The organism is Nocardioides sp. CCNWLW216 (genome assembly GCF_037120545.1).
Classification (GTDB): domain Bacteria; phylum Actinomycetota; class Actinomycetes; order Propionibacteriales; family Nocardioidaceae; genus Nocardioides; species Nocardioides lianchengensis.
In genome coordinates this window covers 229,171-251,534 of record NZ_JBBBBJ010000007.1, presented here as the reverse complement: position 1 = coordinate 251,534, position 22,364 = coordinate 229,171, and the positions used below count along the sequence as shown (strand labels likewise).

Below are 22,364 nucleotides of genomic sequence, written 5' to 3'. Positions count from 1 at the left end.
CGCCATGACGACCCCCCTTCCGGACAGCGTCGACGTCGTGGTCGTCGGCGCGGGTGGTGCCGGGATGACGGCCGCGCTCGCGGCGAAGAAGCGCGGCCTCGACACGGTCCTGCTCGAGAAGAGCGCCTACTTCGGCGGCTCGACCGCCCGCAGCGGCGGCGGGGTCTGGATGCCCGGCAACTACGCCCTGAAGGCGGCCGGGCAGGCGGACGACCTCGCGCTGTCGAAGCAGTACCTCGACGCGATCGTCGGCGACGACGTGCCGAAGGTGCGCCGCGACACCTACCTCGACCGCGGCGCGGAGGTCCTCGACTTCATCCGCGAGACCACTCCCCTGCGCTTCACCTGGGTGCCCGACTACGCCGACTACCACCCGGAGCGGCCGGGCGGGCGGCCCGCGGGCCGCAGCTGCGAGCCGATCCCGCTGGATGCGCGCTTCCTCGGCGACGAGCTGAAGCGGCTGCACCCTCAGTACACCAAGGCGCCGGCCAACATGATCGTGACGCAGGCCGACTTCCGGAAGATCAGCCTCGGCCTGCGCACCCTGCGCGGCCCGATCACGATGGCCAAGGTGGTCGTCAAGCGGCTCATCAGCGGCCTGCTCGGTCGCCGGATGTACGCCATGGGCAACGCGATCGCCATCGGCCTGCGCAAGGGGCTGATCGACGCCGACGTGCCGGTGCACTACGAGACCGAGCTGACCGACCTGCTCATCGAGGACGGCCGGGTCGCGGGCGTCGTCGTACGCCGGGGCGAGGAGTCGGTGACCGTCCGGGCCCGGCTCGGCGTGGTCCTGGGCAGCGGCGGGTTCGAGCGCAACCTGGAGATGCGGGAGAAGTACCAGCCGCAGCCGACCTCGGTCGACTGGACGACCGGGTCGCAGTTCAACACCGGCGGCGGGATCCTCGCGGGCATCGCGGCCGGCGCCGAGACCGACCTGCTCGACGACTCCTGGTGGGGCCCGACCATCCCGCTGCCGGGCGGCCCGTGGTTCTGCCTCGCCGAGCGCAACCTGCCCGGCTCGATCATCGTCAACCAGGCCGGCGAGCGGTTCATGAACGAGGCGCTCCCGTACGTCGAGGCGGTCCACGAGATCTACGCCGGCGAGGCCACCGGCGTCGGCCACGTCCCGTCCTGGATGGTCATCGACCAGCGCTACCGCAACCGCTACGTCTTCGCCGGGCTGATGCCTCGCCAGCCCTTCCCGGGCCGCTGGTACAAGTCCGGCACGCTCAAGAAGGCCGACACCATCGACGCCCTGGCCGCGGAGATCGGCGTACCGCCCGAGGCGCTGAGCGCGACGATCGAGCGCTTCAACGGCTTCGCGCGCACCGGCGTCGACGCGGACTTCCACCGCGGCGAGAGCGCCTATGACAAGTACTACTCCGACCCCACCGTCAAGCCGAACCCGTCGCTGCACACGATCGACGACGGGCCGTTCTACGCGGTCAAGATCGTGCCGGGCGACCTCGGCACCAAGGGCGGCCTGGTCACCGACGAGCGGGCCCGCGTCGTCCGTCCCGACGGATCGGTCATCCCCGGCCTCTACGCCGCCGGCAACGTCTCGTCGGCCGTCATGGGCCACACGTACGCCGGCCCCGGCGCCACCATCGGCCCCGCCCTCGCCTTCGGCTACCTGGCCGCCGAGGACCTCGCGAACGACGCCGCCCGGCAGGAGAGCGCCTGATGCCCATCGACCCGTCTGTGGCCGTCGGCGCCGACCTCGGAGCCACCGAGTTCTCGTGGTCCGAGAGCGACGTGCTGCTCTACCACCTGGCGATCGGCGCGACCGACCTGTCGTACACCCTGGAGACCGCCGGGCTGCAGGTGCTGCCGTCGTTCGGCGTGGTCGCCCCGACCTTCCACATGAGCGATCCGCCGCCGCTCGACCTGCCCGGCTGCGACATCAACCTCGCGCAGGTGGTGCACGGGTCGCAGTCGATCAGCGTCACCGGTCCGCTGCCGACCTCCGGTACCGCGACGGTCTCGACCCGGATCAGCGAGATCTGGGACAAGGGCAAGGCGGCGGTCATCTGGCAGGAGGGCGTTGCCACGTCGCCCGAGGGCCGGGAGCTGTGGACCACGCGGTCGTCGATCTTCGTCAAGGGCGAGGGCGGCTGGGGTGGCGACCGTGGCTCGGCCGAGCCGGTGGTGCTGCCCGAGCGCGACCCGGACGCCGACACGTCGTACGACGTGCTGCCCCAGCAGGCGCTCCTCTACCGGCTCTGCGGCGACCGCAACCCGCTGCATGCCGACCCCGCCTTCGCGCAGGGCGCCGGCTTCCCGGCGCCCATCCTGCACGGGCTCTGCTCCTACGGCATCGTGCTGCGCACCCTGACCGAGCAGCTGCTCGACGGGGACGCGTCCGCGGTGGCCGGGTTCGGCGTGAAGTTCGCCGGCGTCCTCTTCCCTGGCGAGACCGCCCGGGTCCGCGGCTGGCGCGAGGACGGCCGGATCGTCGGGGCCGCCACGGTCGCCGGCGGCGAGCGCGACGGTGCTCCGGTGCTCGGCGACGTGGTTCTGACGACCGCTTAGCCGGACACCCGCCCCAGGACGTACAGCCGGCGGGTCGTCTCGCCGCGCGCGGCGACCGGACCCCGCAGGTACCACTCGACGTCGGTCAGGCCGGCCGCCTCGACCAGCGCGACGATGGTGGCCGGGTCGTGGCGCACGAAGTCCAGGGGCGGCACCTCGTCGTCGAACCAGCTGGAGATCCGGGCGACCTCGTCACCGGCCTGCATGGCCAGCACCAGCAGGCCGCCCGGCTCGATCGGGCGCAGCAGCGACATCAGCGCGGCGGGCAGCTCGGACTCGGCCAGGTGGATGAGGGAGTACCAGGCGAGGACGGCCCGCCACCCGGGGGCGGTCTCGGGGCGGATCAGGCGGCGTAGGTCGCCGACGTCGTACCGCACGCCGGGGTGGCGGCGCCGCGCCTCCTCGACCATCTCGGGCGTCAGGTCCAGCCCGCGGGCGTCCGCGCCGGCGGCCGCGAGGTACGCCGTCACGTGGCCCGGCCCGGACCCGACCTCGACGACCGGCCCGCCCTCGGCGTCCGCGGCGACGCGGTCCAGCAGCCAGCGCTCGAAGGGCAGACCGCCCAGCTCGTCGGACAGCCGCTCGGCGTACCTCTCCGCGACGGCGCCGTACGTCGCCCGCACGCGGGCGTCGCGCGCGTCCGCGCCGTCAGCCACCGGCACCTCCCGGTCGACCGAGGGCGCCCGCGGGGCAGCGGTCGCAGGCTCGGCGACCTCGCCGAGCAGGTGCACCCAGCGCGGGTCGTGCTGGCCGGGCTGGCGCGGCAGCTCACGGACCAGTCCGCGCTCGGCCATCGCCGCCAGACAGGCCTCGACCTCGCCGCGATCCGCGAAGGCGTGCAGCCGCTCGGTGCGGGTGCGCAGCTCGCCGGGCGCGTTCGGGCCCCGCAGCAGCAACACGGTCAGCAGCGCCCGCTCGTCGTCGCCGAGGCCCAGCGCCTCGTCGACGATCTGGTGGTACTTCAGCGTCCGCCGACCGGTGTCGGACCAGACGATCCGCAACAGGCCGCGGTCCTTCAGCCGCCGGCCGACCTGCTCGACGGTGTGCTCGTCGTAGTCGACCACCGGCTCGCGGCTGCTGGTCTGGTTGCAGGCCGTGCGCAGCCCGCTGAGGGAGAGGGGGTACGACGCGGGCACGGTCCGCTGCTTCTCCAGCAGCGCACCCAGCACGCGCTGTTCCTCGGCGTCCAGGACGGGGAGGTCGCTCACGCGAGCAAGCCTAGTGACGTCCGTCGAGCCGTTTCATCAGGACCCGGTGGGCGTCGGTCTCCGCCCGTTCGGTCTCGGCCGCGGACAGGTCGGACCAGAGCATCTGCTTGCTCAGCGCGACCGCTGCCGGGTCCGCGTGTGCGGCGACGTCGCGGGCCAGGTCGAGCGCGGCGGGCAGCACCTCCTCGGCGGGCAGCGCCCTCGAGGCGATCCCGCGCGCAGCGGCCTCGGCCCCGGTGACAGTCCGGCCGGTGAGCAGCAGGTCGGCTGCCGCCGCGAGACCGACCGCCCGCCGCAGGGTCCAGTGGCTCTGCGCGTCGCCGACCACCCCGAACCGGACCTGCGGCACGGCCAGGCGCGCGTCCTGCGCGACCAGGCGTACGTCGGCCTGCAGGGCGAGGGTGAGTCCGATGCCGATCGCGTGCCCGTTGATCGCGGCCACCACGAGGGTGCTCAGCTCGAAGGCCGGCGGCCGGACCGGCGAGGCACTGAACCCGGGCCCCGGCGGCGCGAACGAGCCGGCCTCGGGCGCCAGGTCCGCGCCCGCGCAGAACGCCCGGCCGGCCCCGGTCAGCACCACGACCCGCACGTCGGCGTCGGCCTCGCAGGCGCGATAGGCCTCGCCGAGGTCCCGTCCGGTCGCCGCCGTGAACACGTTGAGCCGGTCCGCGTCGTCGAGCGTCACCAGGCCGACCCCGTCGGCCACCTCGAGGGTCACTCCGGTCGGCATGGCCGGACGCTATCGGGTGCTCCGACCGACGGCATCCCGACTAGACCGGGGTCTTGCGCAGCGCCCAGGAATCTCCTCGCGGAGGTGCAGGTTCGCCAGGCCCGGCCGCGGCGCGACGCCGGGGCCTCCACGAGACCGGATCAGGAAAACATCGGCAGGAAAAGTGACTTCTCCAGCAGAACCCGCATTCCGGCCCCGACGAGGGGCACCGGCGCGAGAAGGTGTCGCCTCAACTCCCCCCGACCGAGGCCGATCTGATCGACGTGTCCCCCCGCCACAGCCTCGTCGCCGCCCTCCTCCTGACGGCCGCGACGCTCCTGCCTGCCTCCACTGCCTCTGCCGCCCACGCGGCGACCGTCGACGACCTCGGTCGGAAGGCGGCCGGGCGCACGTTCTACGTCGACCCCCTCCTCGGCTCGGACCGGGCCAGTGGCCGGGGACCCCTCGCCGCGTGGCGCTCCCTGACCAAGGTCAGCGCCGGTGGCCTCCGCCCCGGGGACACGGTCCTGCTCCGCGCCGGTCGCCGGCACCGCGGCGGTCTCGACCTGCGCGTCGACGGCACCCGATCCCGGCCGGTGACGGTCGGCCGCTACGGACGTGGGGCCCGCCCCGTCGTCGCCCAGGGCGGCTGCGTGACGCTCCGCGGCGACTGGACCCGGGTGGTCGGCCTCGCCGCCGTCCGCTGCGGACGGGCCGGATTCACCGTCGAGGGCGCGCACGTCCTCCTCCGCGACGTCTTCGCCACCGACAACGTGGCCGGGATCTGGATCCGCGAGGGCGCGTCGTACGCCACGGTGAGCGACAGCGTGCTGCGCGACAACGACCGGATGGCCGGCGGGACACCCGGACCCGACGACGACTACGGCGCCTTCGGGGTCGAGGTGAACGGCGACCACGCCCGGGTCACCCGCAACATCATCAGCGGCAACCGGGCCCGCTCGGCCGACTACGGCGAGGACGGGTCTGCGGTCGAGGTCTACCAGGCCGTCGGCACGACGATCGACCACAACCGGTCGATCGACAACCTGGCCTTCACCGAGCTCGGCGGCAAGCGCACCCGCGGCACCCGGGTCGCCTACAACAGCGTCCGGAGCTCGCTGCGCGCCGGCAGCTTCCTGATGACCCGCGGCCCCGGGCAGACCTGGGGACCGGTCGTCGGCACGGTCGCCGAACACAACACCGTCCGGCTGACGGGGGCGAAGTCCTTCGGTTTCGGCTGCTACGGCGGCTGCACGCCCAAGATCCTCACCCTGCGGCGCAACGTCATCGTGGCCGGCTGGTCCGCCGGCTGGGCCGACGGTACCTTCGCCTCCGCTCAGAACATCTACGGCGGCGAGATCTGGTTCGACCTCGCCCGCACCGACAGCACCGCCTCGCCCCGCTTCGTGGACGCCGCCCGCGGCGACCTCCGCCTCGCCCCCGGCTCCCCCGCCCTCGACCGCGTCGCCTCCGCTGCCTGGGGCACCGACGTCAACGGACGCTCCCTCCCCCGCGACGGCGACGGCGACGGCATCGCCCGGGTCGACCTGGGCGCCTACGAACGCTGACCCACACCGCCGGTGGTCGAGCAGCAAGGCCGCTCTAGCGGTCGAGCGCCCGTCGAGACCCCCGCAGCCAACCCACTCCCCTTGTACGAGTCGGTCGCCCCACCGGTGGTCGAGCAGTGAAGGACGAAGTCCTGAACGCCCGTCGAGACCCCCGCAACCAACAAGCAACCTCTCGGCAGGCCGGCCCCGCCGCCGGTCGCTGTCGCCGGTGGTCGAGCAGTGAAGGACGAAGTCCTGAACGCCCGTCGAGACCCCCGCAGCCCTGCCACTGACCTCGTTCGAGCCAGCCTCTGCCGCGGCGTCTGCGCCTGGCACCAGGCCGGTTCAAAGACATTTACTGAAAGAAGGGGGCTCACCGTCCGCGGTGATCAAGGGCCATCACGAGCCTGCTTCTAGCTTTCGGTTCCTTCGGGTCGACCGTTCGAACAAGGCTGTGAACAACCCTCGCATTCGATCACCTGTTCGAGTAGAATGAGGGCATGGCTCGGGACCTCGACGACTGCGACACCGCACCCACGGTGCTCGCCTTCGTCCGCGCCCGACGCACCAGCCAACTCCAGGCCGAGGCCGACCAGCTCGCCGCCGCCGTCACCTGGGCCGGCATGCACTCCACCGACTCCCTGACCGACGCTGCCGCCGTCTGGGTGCCGGGTTGTGAGGACGAGATGGCCATCGCCGGCCCCGGCGCACCCCTCATCGCGGAGTTCAGTGTGCTGGAGTTCTCCGCCGCGCTGGGCCTGTCGTCGGACTCGGGTCGGATCTACCTCGGCCACGCCGTCGAGCTCGCCCACCGCCTCCCCAGGGTCTACGAACGCGTCCAGTCCCTCGACCTGCCGGTGTGGAAGGCCCGCCGCATCGCGGCGGAGACCATCGACCTCCCCGAAGACGGCGCCGAGTTCGTCGACCTTCACGTCGCCGCGACCGCGCACAAGATCTCCATCGCCCAACTCGACCGCACCATCGAAGAAGCCCGCACCCGCTTCGACCCCGACACCGCCGCCCAGCGGGCACGTGACGCGGCCGAGATGCGGCACTTCGACATCGACACCCAGCAGGTCTCCTACGACGGCCACGTCGAAGTCCGCGGAACCCTCGACCTCGTCGACGCACTCGACCTCGAGGACGCGGTCGCCCGCGGCGCGACCCACCTCGGCACCATCGCCAACGACCTCCCCCTCGACGTACGCCGCTCCATCGCCGTCGGTGACCTCGCCCGCCGCCAGCTCACCCTCGACCTCAACGCCGACCCCGACCCCGACCGCAAACGCCCCCGCCAGGTCGTCGTGCACGTCCACCTCGCCGACGCCGCCATCGCCCGCGTCGAGAACACCCGGTCGATGATCTCCGTCGAGCAGGTCAAGAGCTGGTGTCAGGACGGAGACAGTCAGGTCGTCATCAAGCCCGTCATCGACCTGGCCGGTCACGTCCACGTGGACGCCTACGAAGTCCCGGACAGGTTGAAGGAACGCCAGGCCCTGCTCCAGCACTCCTGCGTCTTCCCCTGGTGCCGCCGCAGGGCCAGGTCCTGCGACCACGACCACAGCGACCCCGCCGCCCACGGCGGGGCCACGTGCGACTGCAACATCGCCCCCCTCTGTCGGCGACATCACCGCGCGAAGACCCACACGCGGTGGCGTTACGACAAGGTCGATGACACGACGTTCATCTGGCGCAGCCCCAACGGACTGACCTTCGTTCGCGACCACACCGGCACCACCACCCCGCAGCCCTGACGGCCACAGCCCGAAGGGCTACGGGCACGCCCTCACGACAGCGCGGGCGGACGCGACTCGTCACTCCTCGCTGACGTCGACCAGCACCTTGCCCACCGCGCCCTGCTCGACGGCGTCGTGCGCGTCGGCCAGGTCCTCCAGCGGGAAGTGGTGCAGCGGGACCCCGGCGTCGTCGCCGACCCGGAGGGCGCCGTTCGAGACGGCGGCGTTGACGTCCAGGGTCGCCGCCTCCAGGAGGTCGGCGCCGAGGGTGTAGAGCAGCAGCCCCTGGAGGCGCAGGTTCTTGGCGAAGGTGCCGCGCACGGGGACCGTGGCCTCGGCCCCGCCGTTGTCGGCGTAGTAGGCGATCGTGCCGCGGTTGCGGAGCACCTCGACGTCGAGGGTGAGGTTCTGGGCGAGGGCGACCTCGACGACCAGGTCGACGCCTTCGGGGCAGAGCGTGCGGATCGCATCGACGGGATCGCCGACGCGGTAGTTCACGCTCTGGTGGGCGCCCGCGGCTACCGCGAGGGCGGCCTTCTCGTCGCTGCTGATCGTCGTCAGCACCGTCGCGCCGGCCCAGCGGGCGAGCTGGATCGCGGCGTTGCCGACCGCGCCCGCGCCGCCGGCCACCAGCACGGTCATGCCCGACATGGCGCCGGGCGAGAGTCGAGTGACGTCCTCGCCGGCGGTCAGCGCGCGGTGAGCGGTGACGGCCGGGACGCCGAGCGAGGCCCCGAGGTCGTACGACGCCCCGACGGGCAGGTGTACGACGCGCTCCACGGGCTGCACGGTGTGCTCGGCGGCCGTGCCGAGCCAGCGGCCGCTCTGCGCGAGCAGCACCCAGACCCGATCGCCCTCGGCGAAGCCGGCGACCCCGGGACCGACCGCGTCGATGACCCCGGCACCGTCCTGGCCGGGCGCGACCTCGTCGTACGGCCCGTTCATGCCGTTCGCCCGGAACTTCCAGTCCGTGGGGTTCACGCCGGCGCGGACCAGCCGCACCCGCACCTCACCCTCGCCGGGCTCGGGCCGGTCGCGATCGACCAGCCTCAGCACGCTGGAGGGGCCGGTCTCGCTGTACGTCACCGCACGCATGTCGTGTTTCGCCTCATCTCTGGTCGGGCACCTGGCCTCATCCGTGTGACCACCAGGAGGAAGTCCCATGCCCGAACTGCCATTCCCCGACGACGTCCGCGCCCTGCTCACCAAGCCCAACCCGGCCGTCGTCACCACCCTGCGCACCGACGGGCAGCCGGTGTCGGTGGCGACCTGGTACCTGCTCGAGGACGACGACCGCGTGCTGCTCAACATGGACCACAGCCGGGTCCGGGTGCAGCACCTGCGCCGCGATCCGCGCCTGACGCTGACCGCGCTCGACGAGTCGAGCTGGTACACGCACGTCTCGCTCATCGGCCGGGTCGTCGAGTGGGCCGAGGACGAGGACCTGAGCCAGATCGACCGGCTCAGCATCCACTACGGGGGCCAGCCGTACCCGACGCGGGACAGCCCGCGGGTCAGCGCCTGGTTCGAGATCGAGCGGTGGCACGGCTGGGGTGCCGCGAAGGACTGAGCGCTAGCGGCGCAAACCCTGGACGGCCCAGACGTGGCCCCACGGGTCGACCTCGAGGAGCACGCGGTCCTGCCGCTCACTGAGCGCACAGGCGAGCCACACGAGCGCCCAGACGCCGGTCAGCAGCGTCATGATCGCGTGGGCGACGTGGGCCGGGCGTCGCCGGTAGGAGAGCGTCACGCCCGAGGGGCCCTCGTGGACGACGGTCGCGGCGTTGGTCAGGACCTGGTCCTCCACGGCCAGGGCCAGCACCCGGTCGCGGGTCGCGTCCGGCTCCTCGTCGTCGACGTGGAGCGGGCGCGGGTCCAGGAGCCGGGAGGGATGCAGCGAGTACGCCGCGCTCGCCCACCGCTTGCCGGTCCACCGCTTCCAGCGGTCGCCGTCGTACCGCAGCTCGCCGCGGACCCGGCGGCCGGGCCGGGTGCGGGTCAAGGTGGGGCTCATGCCTCCATCATCCCGCACCACGGCCCGGTCCCGTGGGAGATCGGCGTCAGAGAGCCGAGGCCATCCCCGCGCAGGCCTTCAGCCACTGCCGGCGGGTGTTGGCCGACAACTGGTTGTAGGGCACCACCGAGCCGGCGACCAGGGCCGGGTCGTAGGGCACGCGGTAGACCCCGCGCGTGCGCTGCTGGTAGACGTCCACCAGGTCGTGGGCGAGCTTGCCGTCGACCTGGGGCGAGGGGTCGGAGAGGATCGTCACCGTCTTGTACTTCAGGTTCTGGTAGCCGGCGTCCTGGAGGGCGTCGAGCATCCACAGACCGCTGTAGCCGGTGTCCTCGCGGACCGTGCTGGTGACCACGAGCAGATCGGCCGCGTCGGCGGCGGCCAACCAGTTCTCCGCCCGCATGTTGTTGCCGGTGTCGACCAGGATCACCCGGTAGAAGCGCTCCAGCAGCTTGTGGACGGCGTTGAAGTCCTCGGCGTGGATCATGCCGGTCACGTCCGGCCGCTCGTCGGAGGCGAGGACGTCGAAGTGGGCGTCGCCCTGCGAGCGAACGAAGGCGCCGAGGTCGCCGATCCGCGACTGGTAGACGTCGTTGAACCGCCCCAGGTCCTCCAGCAGCTCGCGCGTGGTGTTGCGGTGGGTGCTGCGGGTGCCGCGGATGCCGAGGGTGCCGCGGGTCTCGTTGTTGTCCCAGGCCACCACGCCGCCACCCCGCACGGTGCCGAAGGTGTAGCCCGCGGCGAGCACGCCGGTGGTCTTGGCCGCGCCGCCCTTGGGGTTGATGAAGGCGATCGTGCGCGGGCCGTCGAAGTCGCGCTGCAGGATCCGGCGGTCCTGCTCGTAGTCGAGCTCGTCGGGACCCATCCGCGGCTTGACCAGGCCGCCGGTCCACCGGCGCACCTTGCCGCGCCAGCCCCAGGTGGCCGGACCGAGGTCGATGTCGTCGGCCCGCCGGTCGAGGAAGTCGGTGGCGCTCATGAAGCGACGCGGGTCCCCCGGGTCGCCGTCGGGCGCCTGCTCCGGAGCGGACGGGGGCACGGACGAGGGAGCCGAGGCGGTGGGTGCGGGCGGTGCCGGCGGGGCGGCTCGGAGAGGAGCAGGAGCAGGAGCGGCCACCGGGGCCGGAGGCGCAGCGGGCGCGGGCGGCGGCGTGCTCGGGCGCGCGACCGGCGGGGCGGCCGGCGGCGGGCCGCTCGGGGGCGGGGCGGTCGGGCGGGCGGCGTACCCCGGCAGCGGGTCGCTCAGCGGGTCGCCGGCCGGGGCCGGGGCCTCGGCGGGACGGACCGGCGCCTGGCCGGCGGCGTACGCCGCGAGCTCCTCGGGGGTGTACAGCCGGTCGCTGGTGTCCGAGGGGTCCGAGTCTGCCGGGTGGGAAGCCTGGTGGTGCGGCTGCTGGCTCATCGGAGTGGGGTCCCTCCATCAGGGGTTGCGGGGTGTTCGCTCCCCCATTCCCTCAACCCGAGGGACTCACACGTCGCCGAGGTCCGCCAGCGCCGACTCGATGGCGCGGTGGAAGGTCGGGTAGGCGAAGTGCATCCCCTTCAGGGTCGCCACCGGCACCTCGGCGTGCACGGCGGTGGCCAGCAGGCCGATGACCTCGCCGCCCGCCGGGCTCACGACGCTGGCTCCGACGAGGATCCCCCGGTCGGCGTCCGCGACGACCTTGACCAGCCCCTCGTTGCCGAGCTGGTGGAGCCAGCCCCGGCTGGAGTCGGGGATGGCGGTGCGACCGGTTGCGACCCGGATACCGGCGTCCCGGGCCTGCTGCTCGGTGAGGCCGACCTGGGCCGCCTCGGGGTCGGTGAAGGTGACCCAGCTGAGCGAGCGGTACTGGGCGGCCGGGCCGTCCTGACCGAGCAGATCACGCACCGCGACCGCGCCCTGGTACATCGACACGTGCGTGAACTGGCCCTTGCCGGTGATGTCGCCGATCGCCCACAGCCGCTCGCCGGCCCGCTGGCGGTCGTCGACGTCGATGAAGCGAGCGGCCGGGTCCAGTCCCACCGTCTCCAGACCCAGGTCGGACAGGTTGGTACGACGGCCCGCCGCGACCAGCAGGGCGTCCGCGTCGATCGTGCGCCCGCCGACCTCGACGTGGAACGTGCCGTCGTGACCCACCCGCGCGACCTGCGCGCCGGTCAGCACCTCGACCCCCTCGGCCGCGAGCACCCCGGCCAGGACCTCGCTGGCCTCCGGCTCGCCGGGCGCCAGGATGCGCGGCCCGCCCTCGACGAGGGTCACCCGGACGCCGAAGCGGGCGAACGCCTGCGCCAGCTCGAGGCCGATCGGGCCGCCGCCGACCACGATGAGCGAGGCGGGCAGCTCGGTGAGCCGGACCGCGTCGCGGTTGGTCCAGTACGGCGTGCCCGCCAGCCCGTCGATCGGCGGCACGGCCGGCTCGGTCCCGGCGTTGAGGACCACCCCGCGGGCGGCGACGTACGTCATGCCGTCGACGGTGACGCGGCCCGGACCGTCGAGGCGCCCGTGCCCGCGGACGACCGTCACGCCCGCGGCCTCGAGGCTGCTCACGTGGGAGTCGTCGTGCCAGTGGCTCGTCGCCCGCTCGCCGAGCCGCTCGGCCACCACGCTCCAGTCGGGCGTCGCGGAGACCTGGCCGGCCAGGGTGTCGGCGCGGCGCGCCTCGGCCAGCGCGTCCGCGGCGCGGATGATCGTCTTGGACGGGATGCAGCCGTAGAACGGGCACTCCCCGCCCACCAGGGCCTTCTCGACCCCGACCACCGAGAGCCCCGCCTCGGCGAGCTGCTGGGCGGCGTACTCCCCGCCGGGCCCGAGTCCGATGACCACCACGTCGACCTGCTGCTCGCTCATGGTGGCCAGCCTAGGACTACCTCGACAGGTGCCGCGCCCGGGCGAAGCAGAACAGCCCGAAGCAGACGATGCCGACGGCGATCGCGCCGAGCAGGAACGGGCCGAACGGCTGGTCGAGCACCTCGTAGAGCGCCTGGTCGAGACCGCCGGACTTCTTCGCCTCGTGGGTGAGGCCGGCGTAGACGAACAGCCCGCCGACGATGCCGACCGCGACGCCCTTGGCGACGTAGCCGACCTTGCCGAAGAGCAGGTACGCCGACCCGCTCTGGCCGCTCTTGCCCTGCGGGTCGAGCTCCTCCGCGAACTTGTCGGTCCAGGCCTTGGCGATCTGGTAGACGCCGTAGCCGATGATCGCGAGCCCGACCACGACCACGATGCCCTGGCCGGCCGGGAGGTCCATCAGCTTCGCGGTCCACGAGTCGGTGCCGGAGCCGCCGGAGGAGCCGGAGCCCATGGCCACCTTGACCGCACTGACGCCGATGGCGCCGTACAGGACCGCCTTGCCGGCCGAGCTGACCTGCTTGCGGACCCGTTCGGCGCCGTCCTTCTCCTGGTGGCCGACCGCGGCCTCGAGGACCCGCCAGAGCACCAGCAGGAAGAGCCCGACGGCGACCAGCCAGACCAGCACCTTGCCGAAGGGCTGCTCGGCCAGCTGCTGCAGGGCACCGGAGCTGGAGGGCGAGCCTTCCCGGTCGCCGAGGGCGAGCTGGAGGGCCAACCACCCGATGAGCAGGTGGACGACGCCGTACGCGACGAGCCCCGCCCGGACCGCGAGGTCCATCCCGTCGCTGGAGTTGGCCTGCCGACCGGCGCGGTCGGCGCGCTGCGCGATGTCCATGCCCGGGGCGGTACCCCGAACCGGACCTACAGAGACGCCTTGTTGCGCTGCAGGTTGCCGAGCACGCCGTTGACGAACTGCGGCGACTCGTCGGTCGAGAGGTCGCGGACGAGGGCCATCGCCTCGCTGACCGCGACGGCGTCGGGGACGTCCTCGGCGTACAGCAGCTCCCACAGGCCCAGGCGCAGCACGTTGCGGTCGACCGCGGGCATCCGGGCCAGCGTCCAGCCCTCGGCGTACGACGTCAGCAGCTCGTCGAGCCGCGCCTGGTGCTCGACGACGCCGCGCACCAGCACCGCGGTGTAGTCGTTGGTCGGACCCTCGTCGTCGGCGATCGCGCGCTCGAGCGCGTCGACCGCCGACTCGCCCCGCAGGTCGGAGGCGAAGAGGATGTCCAGCGCCCGCTTGCGGGCCTTGGAGCGAGCGGCCACTACGCCTTCACGCGCCCCATGTAGGAGGAGTCGCGGGTGTCGACCTTGACCTTCTCGCCCTGGTTGACGAAGAGCGGCACCTGGATCTCGTGGCCGGTCTCGAGGGTGGCCGGCTTGGTGCGGCCGGTGGCGGAGTCGCCGGCGAGGCCGGGCTCGGTGAAGGTGATGACGAGCTCGACCGAGGCCGGGAGCTCGACGAACAGGACGCGACCCTCGTTGGTGGCCACGATGGCCTCCTGGTTCTCCAGGAGGAAGTTCGCGCCGTCGCCGAGGACCTCGGGGGCGACCTCGAGCTGCTCGTAGGTCGCGGTGTCCATGAACACGAAGGACGTGCCGTCGTTGTAGAGGTACTGCATGGTGCGGCGGTCGACCGTCGCGGTCTCGACCTTGGTGCCGGCGTTGAAGGTCTTGTCGACGTTCTTGCCCGACTCGACGTTGCGGAGCTTGGTGCGCACGAACGCCGGGCCCTTGCCGGGCTTGACGTGCTGGAACTCCACCACGGCCCAGAGCTGGCCGTCGATGTTGAGAACCATGCCGTTCTTGAGGTCGTTCGTCGTTGCCATGCGCGCGTGTCAGCCTTCGGTCCGGTGAGCGGGGAGGTCGCCTGCGTCCGAGCGCGGGCAACAGCCGGAGAGTCTACCGGCGCGGCCGCTCCCCGCACGAAACCGACGCCGCGTCAGTCCGCGAGCCGCCAGACCACCTCGACCTGGACCGCCAGCTCCTGCTCGCCGGCCTGGATGGGCAGCGCCATGTCGGCCGCATACGCCCGCGACAGGCTCGCCTCCGCCCACGGCTCCTCCCCGGCGTACGTCGGGGAGACCTCGCGCAGGGTCAGCACCTCGCCCAGCTCCTGACCTCCGGCGGCGGCGTACTCCTCGGCCTTGGCCCGCGCCTCGTCGACCGCGGCCTCCCGGGCCTCGGCCAGCAGCGCCTCGGGGTCGGCCACGCTCAGGGCGATGCCGTCGACGCGGACGGCGGTCCCGCCGCTCCGCACCGCCGCCGCGATGGCCGCGCCGCCGTCCTCCAGCTTCGGCACCAGCACCTGGGCGCGCTGGACGACCCGGTAGCCGCGCAGGGTGGTGGGGGCGTTGCGCGAGCGGTCGTAGACCGGCTCGGTCGACAGCCCCGTGGTCCGCACGTCCTTCTCCGTCACCCCGTGGTCGGCGAGCTCGGCGAGCACCCGGTCCATCGCGGCGCCGGACTCGTCGAGCGAGTCCTGCAGGTCGGGACGGATGATCCGCACCTCCAGGGAGAACCCGAGCTGGTCGGGCACCGCGGTCACCTCGCCGGTGCCGCCCACCGTCACGCTGCGCTTCGCCGACGAGCCCGCCGCTCCCCCACCGGACGCAGCCTCGGCCGGGGTCCCCCGGGAGTCGCCCACGAGGTAGGACACCGCGAGCGCGAGCACCACCACCCCGGCCAGCAGCAGTGCCTTCAGGCTCACCGTGACGTTCGTGCCCATCGCCGTACCACCCTCGCTCGTGCCGACCTGTGCCGATCGGTCGCGAGGTCGGACGGCGGCGCTCAGGCGGTGGTTCCGCCTGCGACGATCGCGAGCGCCCGCCGGTAGCCGTCGATGCCGTGTCCGGCGACCACCTCGACGGCGTACGGCGTCACGACCGACGTGTGCCGGAACTCCTCGGGCCGCTGGTGGGGATCGGAGATGTGCACCTCGACCAGCGGGGCCGTGAGCTGGGCGCACGCGTCGAAGATCGCGTACGAGTAGTGCGTCCACGCAGCGGCGTTGAGCACCACCGCGTCGCCGTCGTCGGCGGCGCCGTTGAGCCAGTCGAGCATCACGCCCTCGTGGTTGGTCTGGCGGACCTCGACGTCCATGCCGAGGTCGCGACCCCAGCCCACACAGAGGTCGGCGAGCTCGGCGTGCGTCGTGCTGCCGTAGATCTCCGGCTGACGGCGGCCGAGCCGCCCCAGGTTGGGACCGTTGAGCACCAGGACCTTCACGCCACACCCCTCAGCACGTCGTACGCCGCTCGCAGGTCGGCCTCGTCGGGACCCGCGAGCACGGTCGGACGGCCGAGGCCGTCGAGGACCACGAACCGCAGCTGCGAGCCGCGGGACTTCTTGTCGACCCGCATCGCCGCGAGCAGGTCCTCGAACGACGCGCCGTCGTACGACGTGGGCAGGCCGACGCGGGCCAGCGTGCTGCGGTGCCGGTCGGCCTCGGCGTCGCTCAGGTGACCGGTACGGCGGGCCAGCTCGGCGACGTAGACGCACCCGAGGGCGACGGCGTCGCCGTGCCGCATCGAGTAGGCCTCGGCCCGCTCGATGGCGTGCGCCATGGTGTGGCCGTAGTTGAGGACCTCGCGCCCGGGATGGCCGTCGGCCCCACCGGTCTCCTTCAGGTCCCCCACCACCACGTCGACCTTGACCCGCACGGCCCGCTCGACCAGCTCACGCAGCACGGGCGAGCCGGCGACCAGGGTGTCGGGGTCGGTCTCCTCGACCAGCTCCAGGATCCGCCGGTCGGCGATGAAGCCGCACTTGACGACCTCGCCGAGGCCCGCGACCAGCTCCGCGCGCGGGAGCGTCTCCAGCAGCGCGAGGTCGCAGAGCACCCCGGCGGGCTCGTGGAAGGAGCCGACCAGGTTCTTGCCGGCGCCGGTGTTGATGCCGGTCTTGCCGCCCACGGCGGCGTCGACCATGCCGAGCAGGGTGGTCGGGACGTGCACGACCCGCACGCCGCGCAGCCAGGTGGCGGCGACGAACCCGCCCAGGTCGGTCGTCGCTCCCCCGCCCACGGTCACGACCGCGTCGGAGCGGGTGAACCCGGCCGCGCCGAGCTCGTCCCAGCAGGCGGCGGCGACCGCGGCGGTCTTGGCGCCCTCGCCCTCGGGCAGCCGGAGCACCAGCACGTCGTACGACGGCTCGAGCGCGGCCAGCACCGGCGCGACCACGGCCTCGAGGTCGTCGGGGCAGATGACGGCCACCCGCTGGGTGCCGGAGCCGAGGATCCCGGGCAGCCGGCCGGCCAGGTCGTGGCCGACCACGACGTCGTACGGCGACGCGCCGCCGACGTGCAGCGTGGTGTCGCCCGCGGGGAGGTTCATCGGAGCAGCTCCTCGATCTCGGCCGCGACCTCCGCCGGGGTCCGCCCGTCGGTGTCGACGACATGGGTCGCGACCTCCTCGTAGACCGCGGTGCGCTCGTCGAGCAGCGTCTTGATCCGGGAGCGGACGTTGCCGAGCAGCAGCGGCCGGCCGACGCCCAGGCCGACCCGCTTGACCGCGTCGGAGAGCCCGACCCGCAGGAACACGACCGAGTGGTCGGCCAGCAGGGCTCGGGTCTCCTCGGCGAGGACCGCTCCCCCGCCGAGGGCCAGCACGCCGTCGTGCTCGGCCAGCGCGGACGCGACGGCGGCGCGCTCGATCGCCCGGAAGTGCTGCTCGCCGTCGTCGACGAAGATCTCGCTGATCGGCTTGCCGGCCGCGGCCTCGACGTCGTGGTCGGTGTCGCGGGCCGCGACGCCCCAGGACGTCGCGAGCAGCTCGGCCACCGTGGTCTTGCCGGCGCCCATGGCGCCGACCAGGACGACGCGCGGGCTCACGAGTAGCGGAGGTTCTCGAGGTACGACGCGGCGTTGCGCCGGGTCTCCTGCACCGAGTCGCCGCCGAACTTCTCGGTGACGGCGTCGGCGAGCACCAGCGCGACCATCGCCTCGGCGACGATGCCGGCGGCCGGGACCGCGCAGACGTCGGAGCGCTGGTGGTGGGCCACCGCCTCCTCACCGGTCGCGACGTCGACGGTGCGCAGCGCCCGCGGGACGGTGGCGATCGGCTTCATCGCGGCCCGGACCCGCAGCACCTCGCCGGTGGTCATCCCGCCCTCGGTGCCGCCGGAGCGGTCGCTGAGTCGGCGGATGGCGCCGTCCTTCATCACGATCTCGTCGTGGGCGAGCGAGCCGGGGGTGGCCGCGAGCTCGAAGCCGTCGCCGACCTCGACGCCCTTGATCGCCTGGATGCCCATCAGCGCGCCCGCGAGCCGCGAGTCGAGGCGGCGGTCCCAGTGCACGTGGGAGCCCAGGCCCGGCGGCAGGCCGTGGACGACCACCTCGACGACGCCGCCGAGGGTGTCGCCGTCGTCGTGGGCCCGGTCGATGCGCTCGACCATCTGCCTGCTGGTGTCGGCGTCGAGGCAGCGCACCGGGTCCTCGTCGAGGCGCGCGACGTCGTCGGCCCCGGGGATCAGTCCGGCGGGTGCTCGCACGCCGCCGAGCTCGATCACGTGGGAGACGATCCGGGCGCCGACGGCCTGCTCGAGGAAGTTGCTCGCGACCCGGCCCAGCGCCACCCGGGCGGCGGTCTCGCGGGCCGAGGCGCGCTCCAGGATCGGGCGGGCCTCCTCGAAGTCGTACTTCTGCATGCCGGCGAGGTCGGCGTGACCGGGGCGGGGCCGGGTGAGGGCGGCGTTGCGGCCGGTCGTCTTCAGCAGGGACGGGTCGACCGGGTCGGCCGACATCACGGTCTCCCACTTGGGCCACTCGGTGTTGCCGACCTGGATGGCCACCGGACCGCCCTGGGTCACGCCGTGCCGGACGCCACCGGTGATGGTGACCTCGTCCTGCTCGAACTTCATCCGCGCACCCCGGCCGTAGCCGAGCCGCCGGCGGGCCAGGGACTCCCGGACGTCGTCGCTCGTCACCCGGACATGGGCGGGGAGCCCCTCGAGGATCGCGACCAGGGACGGGCCGTGGGACTCGCCCGCAGTGAGCCAACGCAGCATGGGGCCAGTGTTTCACGCCGGTGACGTCGCCCCGACCCGGCTACTGGAGGGCGAGACCGGCCAGCAGGGTGGGGCCCAGCACCACGCCGAGCAGGGCGCCGACGATCATCGCCGGACCGAAGGGGTACGGCGCCCGCAGCATCCCCCGGTCCCACCGCACGATCGCCAGCAGCAGGCCGGGCAGCGCGAAGACCAGGAAACCGCTGTACATGCCGAGCGCGAACTCCTGCCAGCCCAGCCAGGCCAGCGGGAAGCCCAGCAGCGCGGCCAGCCGGACGTCGCCGAAGCCCATGCCGGCGGAGTGGGCGTACCAGAGCACCCAGTAGAACGACCGGGCCGCGAGCAGCCCGATCGCCGCCCGGACCAGGTCGTCGTGCTCACCGGTGAGGACCGCGTCCAGCCCGGCCAGGACGATCAGTGCCCCGGTCGCCGGGAGGACGACGACGCGCGGCAGCAGCCGGGTGCGCAGGTCGACCAGGGCCAGCGCGAGGCAGACGGGCACGAGCGGGAGCAGGCCGATCAGGGCCCGGTCCCAGCCGACCGAGTAGCCGACCAGGCCGCCGGCGAGGCCGCCGAGCACCGTGGTCTGCAGGGCCAGGCCCGGCCGGGCCGCGACGACGGCGTACGGGACCTTGGCGCCGTCGTCGGGGTGCCGCTCCTCGGCGGGCTCGGGGATCCGCTCGACCAGGGTCGGCACCAGGGCACCGAGGACGGCACCGACGAGCGTGGCGATCGCCGCCGCGCCCTCCGGGGTCACCGGACCGACCGCTCCGCGAGGGCCACCTCGCCGGCGAGGCGCATCGCCTCGAGCGGGGCCGGGCCGTCGGTGAAGAGCGCGAACTGCAGCGCGGCCTGGTGGACCAGCAGGTCCAGCCCGCCCACCAGCGGGCGTCCGTCGGCGGACGCCGCCAGCGGCGTGGGCCACGGGTCGTAGAGCGCCTCGAACAGGACCGCCGCGTCCCCGCAGCGGGCGACCAGCTCGTCGGTCTGGGCGTCGGCCGGCACGGTCGAGACGACCACCTCCCCGACCGCCGGGTCGGTGGCCAGCGACCCGATCACGACCCGGGGAGCCGTGGGGTGGGCGGCGATCACGGAGGCCGTCTCGGCCGCGCGCTCGGCGGAGCGTGCCAGCACGGTGACGCTGCGCGCCCCCAGCTCGACCAGGGCCAGGCCGGTCGAGGCGGCGGTCGCGCCGGCCCCGAGCAGGGTGGCGGCGCTGACCGGTCCGTCGTACCGCTCGCGGATCGCGGCGACCGCCCCCGGCAGGTCGGTGTTGTCGGCCAGCCGGCCCCCGGGGCCGAGGACCAGGGTGTTGGCCGCGCCGACGAGCCGGGCCCGCTCGGTGACCTCGGTGGCGACGGCGAGCAGCTCGCGCTTCAGCGGCGCCGTGACCGAGAGCCCGCGCCACTGGGCGTCCAGCCCCTCGACGAAGGGGCGGACGCCGCCCGCCGGCACCCGGACCGCGTCGTACGACCAGTCCGGGAGGCCGGCGGCGGCGTACCCGGCCCGGTGCAGGGCGGGCGAGAGCGAGTGGGCGATCGGGTCCCCCAGCACGGCGCAACGACGGAGATCCGCAGTGCCACCCACCCGACGAAACTCCTCAGTCCGACCTCACCGGCGGCCATCAGCGAGCCGGTTCACGAGGCTCAACTGTAGAACTGGCGCGTGGTCCCCCCGCAATCGGTGCCCGGGATCCGGGTGCAGTCGAAGAGCACCAGGGTGTAAAGCCGGTCCTCGGGGATCGAGAGGTTCCCTGTGCAGCGCCAGCCCTGTCCCTGACTGGCGAACGGGCTGCTCGCGACGGTGCCTCCGCTCGCGTTCTGGATGAGGGCGTACGCGTAGTCCTCGAGACCTGCGCCGGTGTCGTTGACCGCCTTGGCGCAGAGCGTGTCGGTCGCGTCCGTGTAGCGCGCGCTCGCGCCGTGGAAGCTGAACTGGATGTCGTTGGCCGCGGCGGGACCGATGCCGAGGGCCATGACGGCTGCCGTCGCCGACAGCACGGCCAGGGGTCGAAGTGCTCGCATGAGTGCTCCCGAGAGTGTGATGGAGAACACAGCATCGAGCCCGCCCGGGTCGTCGTCAAGGCTCGACCCGGGGCGGATCAGTCCGTCAGCACCGGTCCGAGGTCTCGCAATAGTCCTTGTACTGCGCCTGTCCGTCGAGGAAGCCGTCGTAGTCCTCGTAGAACCGGGTCTCACCGGTGGCCAGGTCGACGGTCACGTAGTAGTACCAGGGCCCGTCAGCAGGCTCGACCGCAGCCTTGATCGCCGCGTCGCCGGGGGCCTCGATCGGGCCCGGGGGCAGACCGACGACGTTCAGCCGGGTGTTGTACGGCGTGGGGGTGTCGAGCTGCTCCCGCGTCAGCTCGGTGGAGCCCGGCGAGAGGCCGAGGCCGTAGGCGACGGTCGCGTCGATCTGCAGCTTGCCGTTGGTCCCGCCCTTGTCGCCGGGTCCCTCGAGGCGGTTGTAGATCACCCGCGAGATCTTCGGCATGTCGTCGCCGCGCCCCTCGGCCTCGATCAGGCTGGCGATCGTCATCAGCTCGTGGGTCGTGTAGCCGAGCCGCTCGGCGGCACCCTGCAGGTCGGCGTCCTCGGCCGCCTGCTTCCAGCGGTCGACCATGCGCTTGAGGATGTCGACGGGCTTGTCGTCGGGCCCGATGTCGTAGGTGGCGGGGAAGAGGTAGCCCTCGGCGTTGCCGCCGGCCTCCTCCGGCAGACCCAGTGCGGCCGGGTTTCGCAACGCTCGCTGGTAGGCGCGGGCCGGGAACTCTGTGCCCTCGGCGAGCGCATCGACGATCTCGGTCAACCGGAGACCCTCGCGGACGGTCACCCGGGACGTGAGCAGGTTGGCCGGGTCGACCAGCCGGGCGACGGCGTCAGCCGAGGCCATCTCCTGCTGCAGCTCGTAGAAGCCGACCTGGATGCTGCCCGACTCGGGGTTGCCGTTCACCGCGCTGACGCAGGCGTCGACCGACGCCACGACGCCCTCGGACTCCAGGTTGCGGCAGATGGCCGAGCCGTTGTCGCCCGAGGCGACCTCGAAGGTCACGCTGCCGGTGCCCGGACCGGTGTAGTCCTCCGGGTCGGCGAACTGGTCCTTGATCTTGTCGAGCCCGGCGGTGACGCCGAAGTAGAGCAGGCCGGCGACGACGCCGAGGGCGACCAGCACGGCCAGGCAGCCGGAGGCGCCGCGGCCGCGCTTCTTGCGCGCGCGGCGGGCACCGCCGGCGACGTACGTCGGGGCCTCGTCGTGCTCGTCGACCCGGGGCAGCAGGCCCGAGTCGTCGTGCAGGTCCGGCTCGGGGTGGTGCTCGCTCATCTCGTCTCCTCGACGATCTCACCCGGCGCGGTCCCGGTCGCGCGTTCGGTGTCCAGTGCGTGCTGAAGGATCAGCACCGCCGCGGCCTGGTCGACCACGGCCCGCCGCGCTGTCCCCTTGCGGCCTCGGTCGCGCAGCATAGCCTCCGCCGACACGGTGGTCAGCCGCTCGTCGACCAGGCGCACCGGCACCGGGGCGACCGAACGGGAGAGCCGTACGGCGAACTCGCGGGTCTTCGCCGCCGCCGGGCCCTCGCGCCCCGACAGCGACCGGGGCAGCCCGAGGACCACCTCCACGGCCTCGTGCTCGGTCACGATCGCCGCGATCCGGCCCAGGTCGCCGCGGCCGCGGCGTACGGTCTCGACGGGCGTCGCGAGGAACCCCGTGGGGTCGCTGCGCGCCACCCCGATCCGGGCGTCCCCCGGATCGATGCCGAGCCGTACGCCGGGCCGCAA

Annotated in this window: 24 protein-coding genes; 5 read left to right on the top strand and 19 right to left on the bottom strand. The window is 73.2% G+C overall.

All coding sequences use genetic code 11. The features are described 5' to 3' along the window. Window positions 1-4: 4 nt before the first annotated feature. Together kstD and V7S47_RS17395 are read left to right on the top strand one after the other, a co-directional pair. Window positions 5-1,687 (top strand): 3-oxosteroid 1-dehydrogenase, encoded by a 1,683-nt coding sequence (gene kstD / locus V7S47_RS17400; RefSeq protein WP_336562753.1) that lies wholly within the window; start codon window positions 5-7, stop codon window positions 1,685-1,687. Then, window positions 1,687-2,535: a MaoC family dehydratase gene (locus V7S47_RS17395; RefSeq protein ID WP_336562752.1), complete on the top strand. Its 849-nt coding sequence runs from the start codon at window positions 1,687-1,689 to the stop codon at window positions 2,533-2,535. The genes kstD and V7S47_RS17395 overlap by 1 nt, the downstream gene beginning before the upstream one ends. Here the strand turns inward: V7S47_RS17395 and V7S47_RS17390 are convergent. Continuing rightward, on the bottom strand, window positions 2,532-3,743 hold the full coding sequence (locus V7S47_RS17390) for a DUF480 domain-containing protein (protein ID WP_336562751.1): 1,212 nt from the start codon (window positions 3,741-3,743) through the stop codon (window positions 2,532-2,534). The genes V7S47_RS17395 and V7S47_RS17390 overlap by 4 nt on opposite strands. Window positions 3,744-3,753: 10 nt before the next feature. After that, window positions 3,754-4,473: an enoyl-CoA hydratase-related protein gene (locus V7S47_RS17385; protein WP_336562750.1), complete on the bottom strand. Its 720-nt coding sequence runs from the start codon at window positions 4,471-4,473 to the stop codon at window positions 3,754-3,756. 263 nt (window positions 4,474-4,736) lie between these two features. Between V7S47_RS17385 and V7S47_RS17380 the strand changes: the two genes are divergently transcribed. Together V7S47_RS17380 and V7S47_RS17375 are read left to right on the top strand one after the other, a co-directional pair. Further along, entirely contained in the window at window positions 4,737-6,020 is a 1,284-nt protein-coding gene (locus V7S47_RS17380; RefSeq protein WP_336562749.1) for a right-handed parallel beta-helix repeat-containing protein, read from the top strand. Window positions 6,021-6,499: 479 nt separating this feature from the next. After that, window positions 6,500-7,753 (top strand): HNH endonuclease signature motif containing protein, encoded by a 1,254-nt coding sequence (locus V7S47_RS17375; protein ID WP_336562748.1) that lies wholly within the window; start codon window positions 6,500-6,502, stop codon window positions 7,751-7,753. A 60-nt stretch (window positions 7,754-7,813) separates the two neighbouring features. Here the strand turns inward: V7S47_RS17375 and V7S47_RS17370 are convergent, their stop codons facing one another. Then, complete coding sequence (locus V7S47_RS17370; RefSeq protein ID WP_336562747.1) at window positions 7,814-8,830, bottom strand: NADPH:quinone reductase; 1,017 nt, start codon at window positions 8,828-8,830, stop codon at window positions 7,814-7,816. Window positions 8,831-8,897: 67 nt separating this feature from the next. Here V7S47_RS17370 and V7S47_RS17365 point away from each other — a divergent pair, with 67 nt between their 5' ends. Then, window positions 8,898-9,305 (top strand): TIGR03618 family F420-dependent PPOX class oxidoreductase, encoded by a 408-nt coding sequence (locus tag V7S47_RS17365; protein WP_090855745.1) that lies wholly within the window; start codon window positions 8,898-8,900, stop codon window positions 9,303-9,305. 3 nt (window positions 9,306-9,308) lie between these two features. On the opposite strand, the gene V7S47_RS17360 is transcribed toward V7S47_RS17365, so the two are convergent. From V7S47_RS17360 to ruvX, 16 genes are all read right to left on the bottom strand, one after another. Then, entirely contained in the window at window positions 9,309-9,749 is a 441-nt protein-coding gene (locus V7S47_RS17360) for a hypothetical protein (protein ID WP_336562746.1), read from the bottom strand. Window positions 9,750-9,795: 46 nt separating this feature from the next. Then, the gene (locus V7S47_RS17355) at window positions 9,796-11,151 is read right to left on the bottom strand and encodes a hypothetical protein (RefSeq protein WP_336562745.1); all 1,356 of its coding nucleotides are present in this window, start codon (window positions 11,149-11,151) and stop codon (window positions 9,796-9,798) included. A gap of 66 nt (window positions 11,152-11,217) precedes the next feature. Further along, the gene (locus tag V7S47_RS17350) at window positions 11,218-12,579 is read right to left on the bottom strand and encodes a dihydrolipoyl dehydrogenase family protein (protein ID WP_336562744.1); all 1,362 of its coding nucleotides are present in this window, start codon (window positions 12,577-12,579) and stop codon (window positions 11,218-11,220) included. 16 nt (window positions 12,580-12,595) lie between these two features. Further along, window positions 12,596-13,417, bottom strand: a complete 822-nt coding sequence (locus tag V7S47_RS17345) for a DUF1206 domain-containing protein (protein ID WP_336562743.1) — start codon at window positions 13,415-13,417, stop codon at window positions 12,596-12,598. 26 nt (window positions 13,418-13,443) lie between these two features. Next, window positions 13,444-13,848, bottom strand: coding sequence for a transcription antitermination factor NusB (gene nusB, locus V7S47_RS17340; protein WP_090855734.1), 405 nt, complete (start codon window positions 13,846-13,848; stop codon window positions 13,444-13,446). Then, window positions 13,848-14,411 (bottom strand): elongation factor P, encoded by a 564-nt coding sequence (efp, locus tag V7S47_RS17335; RefSeq protein WP_090855731.1) that lies wholly within the window; start codon window positions 14,409-14,411, stop codon window positions 13,848-13,850. Before efp ends, nusB begins: the two co-directional genes overlap by 1 nt. A gap of 113 nt (window positions 14,412-14,524) precedes the next feature. Beyond that, entirely contained in the window at window positions 14,525-15,310 is a 786-nt protein-coding gene (locus tag V7S47_RS17330; protein ID WP_336562742.1) for an SIMPL domain-containing protein, read from the bottom strand. Between the two features lie 62 nt (window positions 15,311-15,372). Beyond that, window positions 15,373-15,810 (bottom strand): type II 3-dehydroquinate dehydratase, encoded by a 438-nt coding sequence (locus V7S47_RS17325; RefSeq protein WP_336562741.1) that lies wholly within the window; start codon window positions 15,808-15,810, stop codon window positions 15,373-15,375. After that, entirely contained in the window at window positions 15,807-16,916 is a 1,110-nt protein-coding gene (aroB, locus tag V7S47_RS17320; protein ID WP_336562740.1) for a 3-dehydroquinate synthase, read from the bottom strand. The genes V7S47_RS17325 and aroB overlap by 4 nt, the downstream gene beginning before the upstream one ends. Then, entirely contained in the window at window positions 16,913-17,413 is a 501-nt protein-coding gene (locus tag V7S47_RS17315; RefSeq protein WP_336562739.1) for a shikimate kinase, read from the bottom strand. The genes aroB and V7S47_RS17315 overlap by 4 nt, the downstream gene beginning before the upstream one ends. Next, entirely contained in the window at window positions 17,410-18,588 is a 1,179-nt protein-coding gene (aroC, locus tag V7S47_RS17310) for a chorismate synthase (RefSeq protein ID WP_336562738.1), read from the bottom strand. Before aroC ends, V7S47_RS17315 begins: the two co-directional genes overlap by 4 nt. A 40-nt stretch (window positions 18,589-18,628) precedes the next feature. Further along, window positions 18,629-19,345 (bottom strand): A24 family peptidase, encoded by a 717-nt coding sequence (locus tag V7S47_RS17305; RefSeq protein ID WP_336562737.1) that lies wholly within the window; start codon window positions 19,343-19,345, stop codon window positions 18,629-18,631. Then, on the bottom strand, window positions 19,342-20,175 hold the full coding sequence (locus tag V7S47_RS17300) for a shikimate dehydrogenase (protein WP_336562736.1): 834 nt from the start codon (window positions 20,173-20,175) through the stop codon (window positions 19,342-19,344). Before V7S47_RS17300 ends, V7S47_RS17305 begins: the two co-directional genes overlap by 4 nt. A 59-nt stretch (window positions 20,176-20,234) precedes the next feature. Next, on the bottom strand, window positions 20,235-20,612 hold the full coding sequence (locus V7S47_RS17295) for a hypothetical protein (protein WP_336562735.1): 378 nt from the start codon (window positions 20,610-20,612) through the stop codon (window positions 20,235-20,237). Between the two features lie 85 nt (window positions 20,613-20,697). Continuing rightward, complete coding sequence (mltG, locus tag V7S47_RS17290; RefSeq protein ID WP_336562734.1) at window positions 20,698-21,909, bottom strand: endolytic transglycosylase MltG; 1,212 nt, start codon at window positions 21,907-21,909, stop codon at window positions 20,698-20,700. After that, window positions 21,906-22,364, bottom strand: a complete 459-nt coding sequence (gene ruvX / locus V7S47_RS17285; RefSeq protein ID WP_090855702.1) for a Holliday junction resolvase RuvX — start codon at window positions 22,362-22,364, stop codon at window positions 21,906-21,908. Before ruvX ends, mltG begins: the two co-directional genes overlap by 4 nt.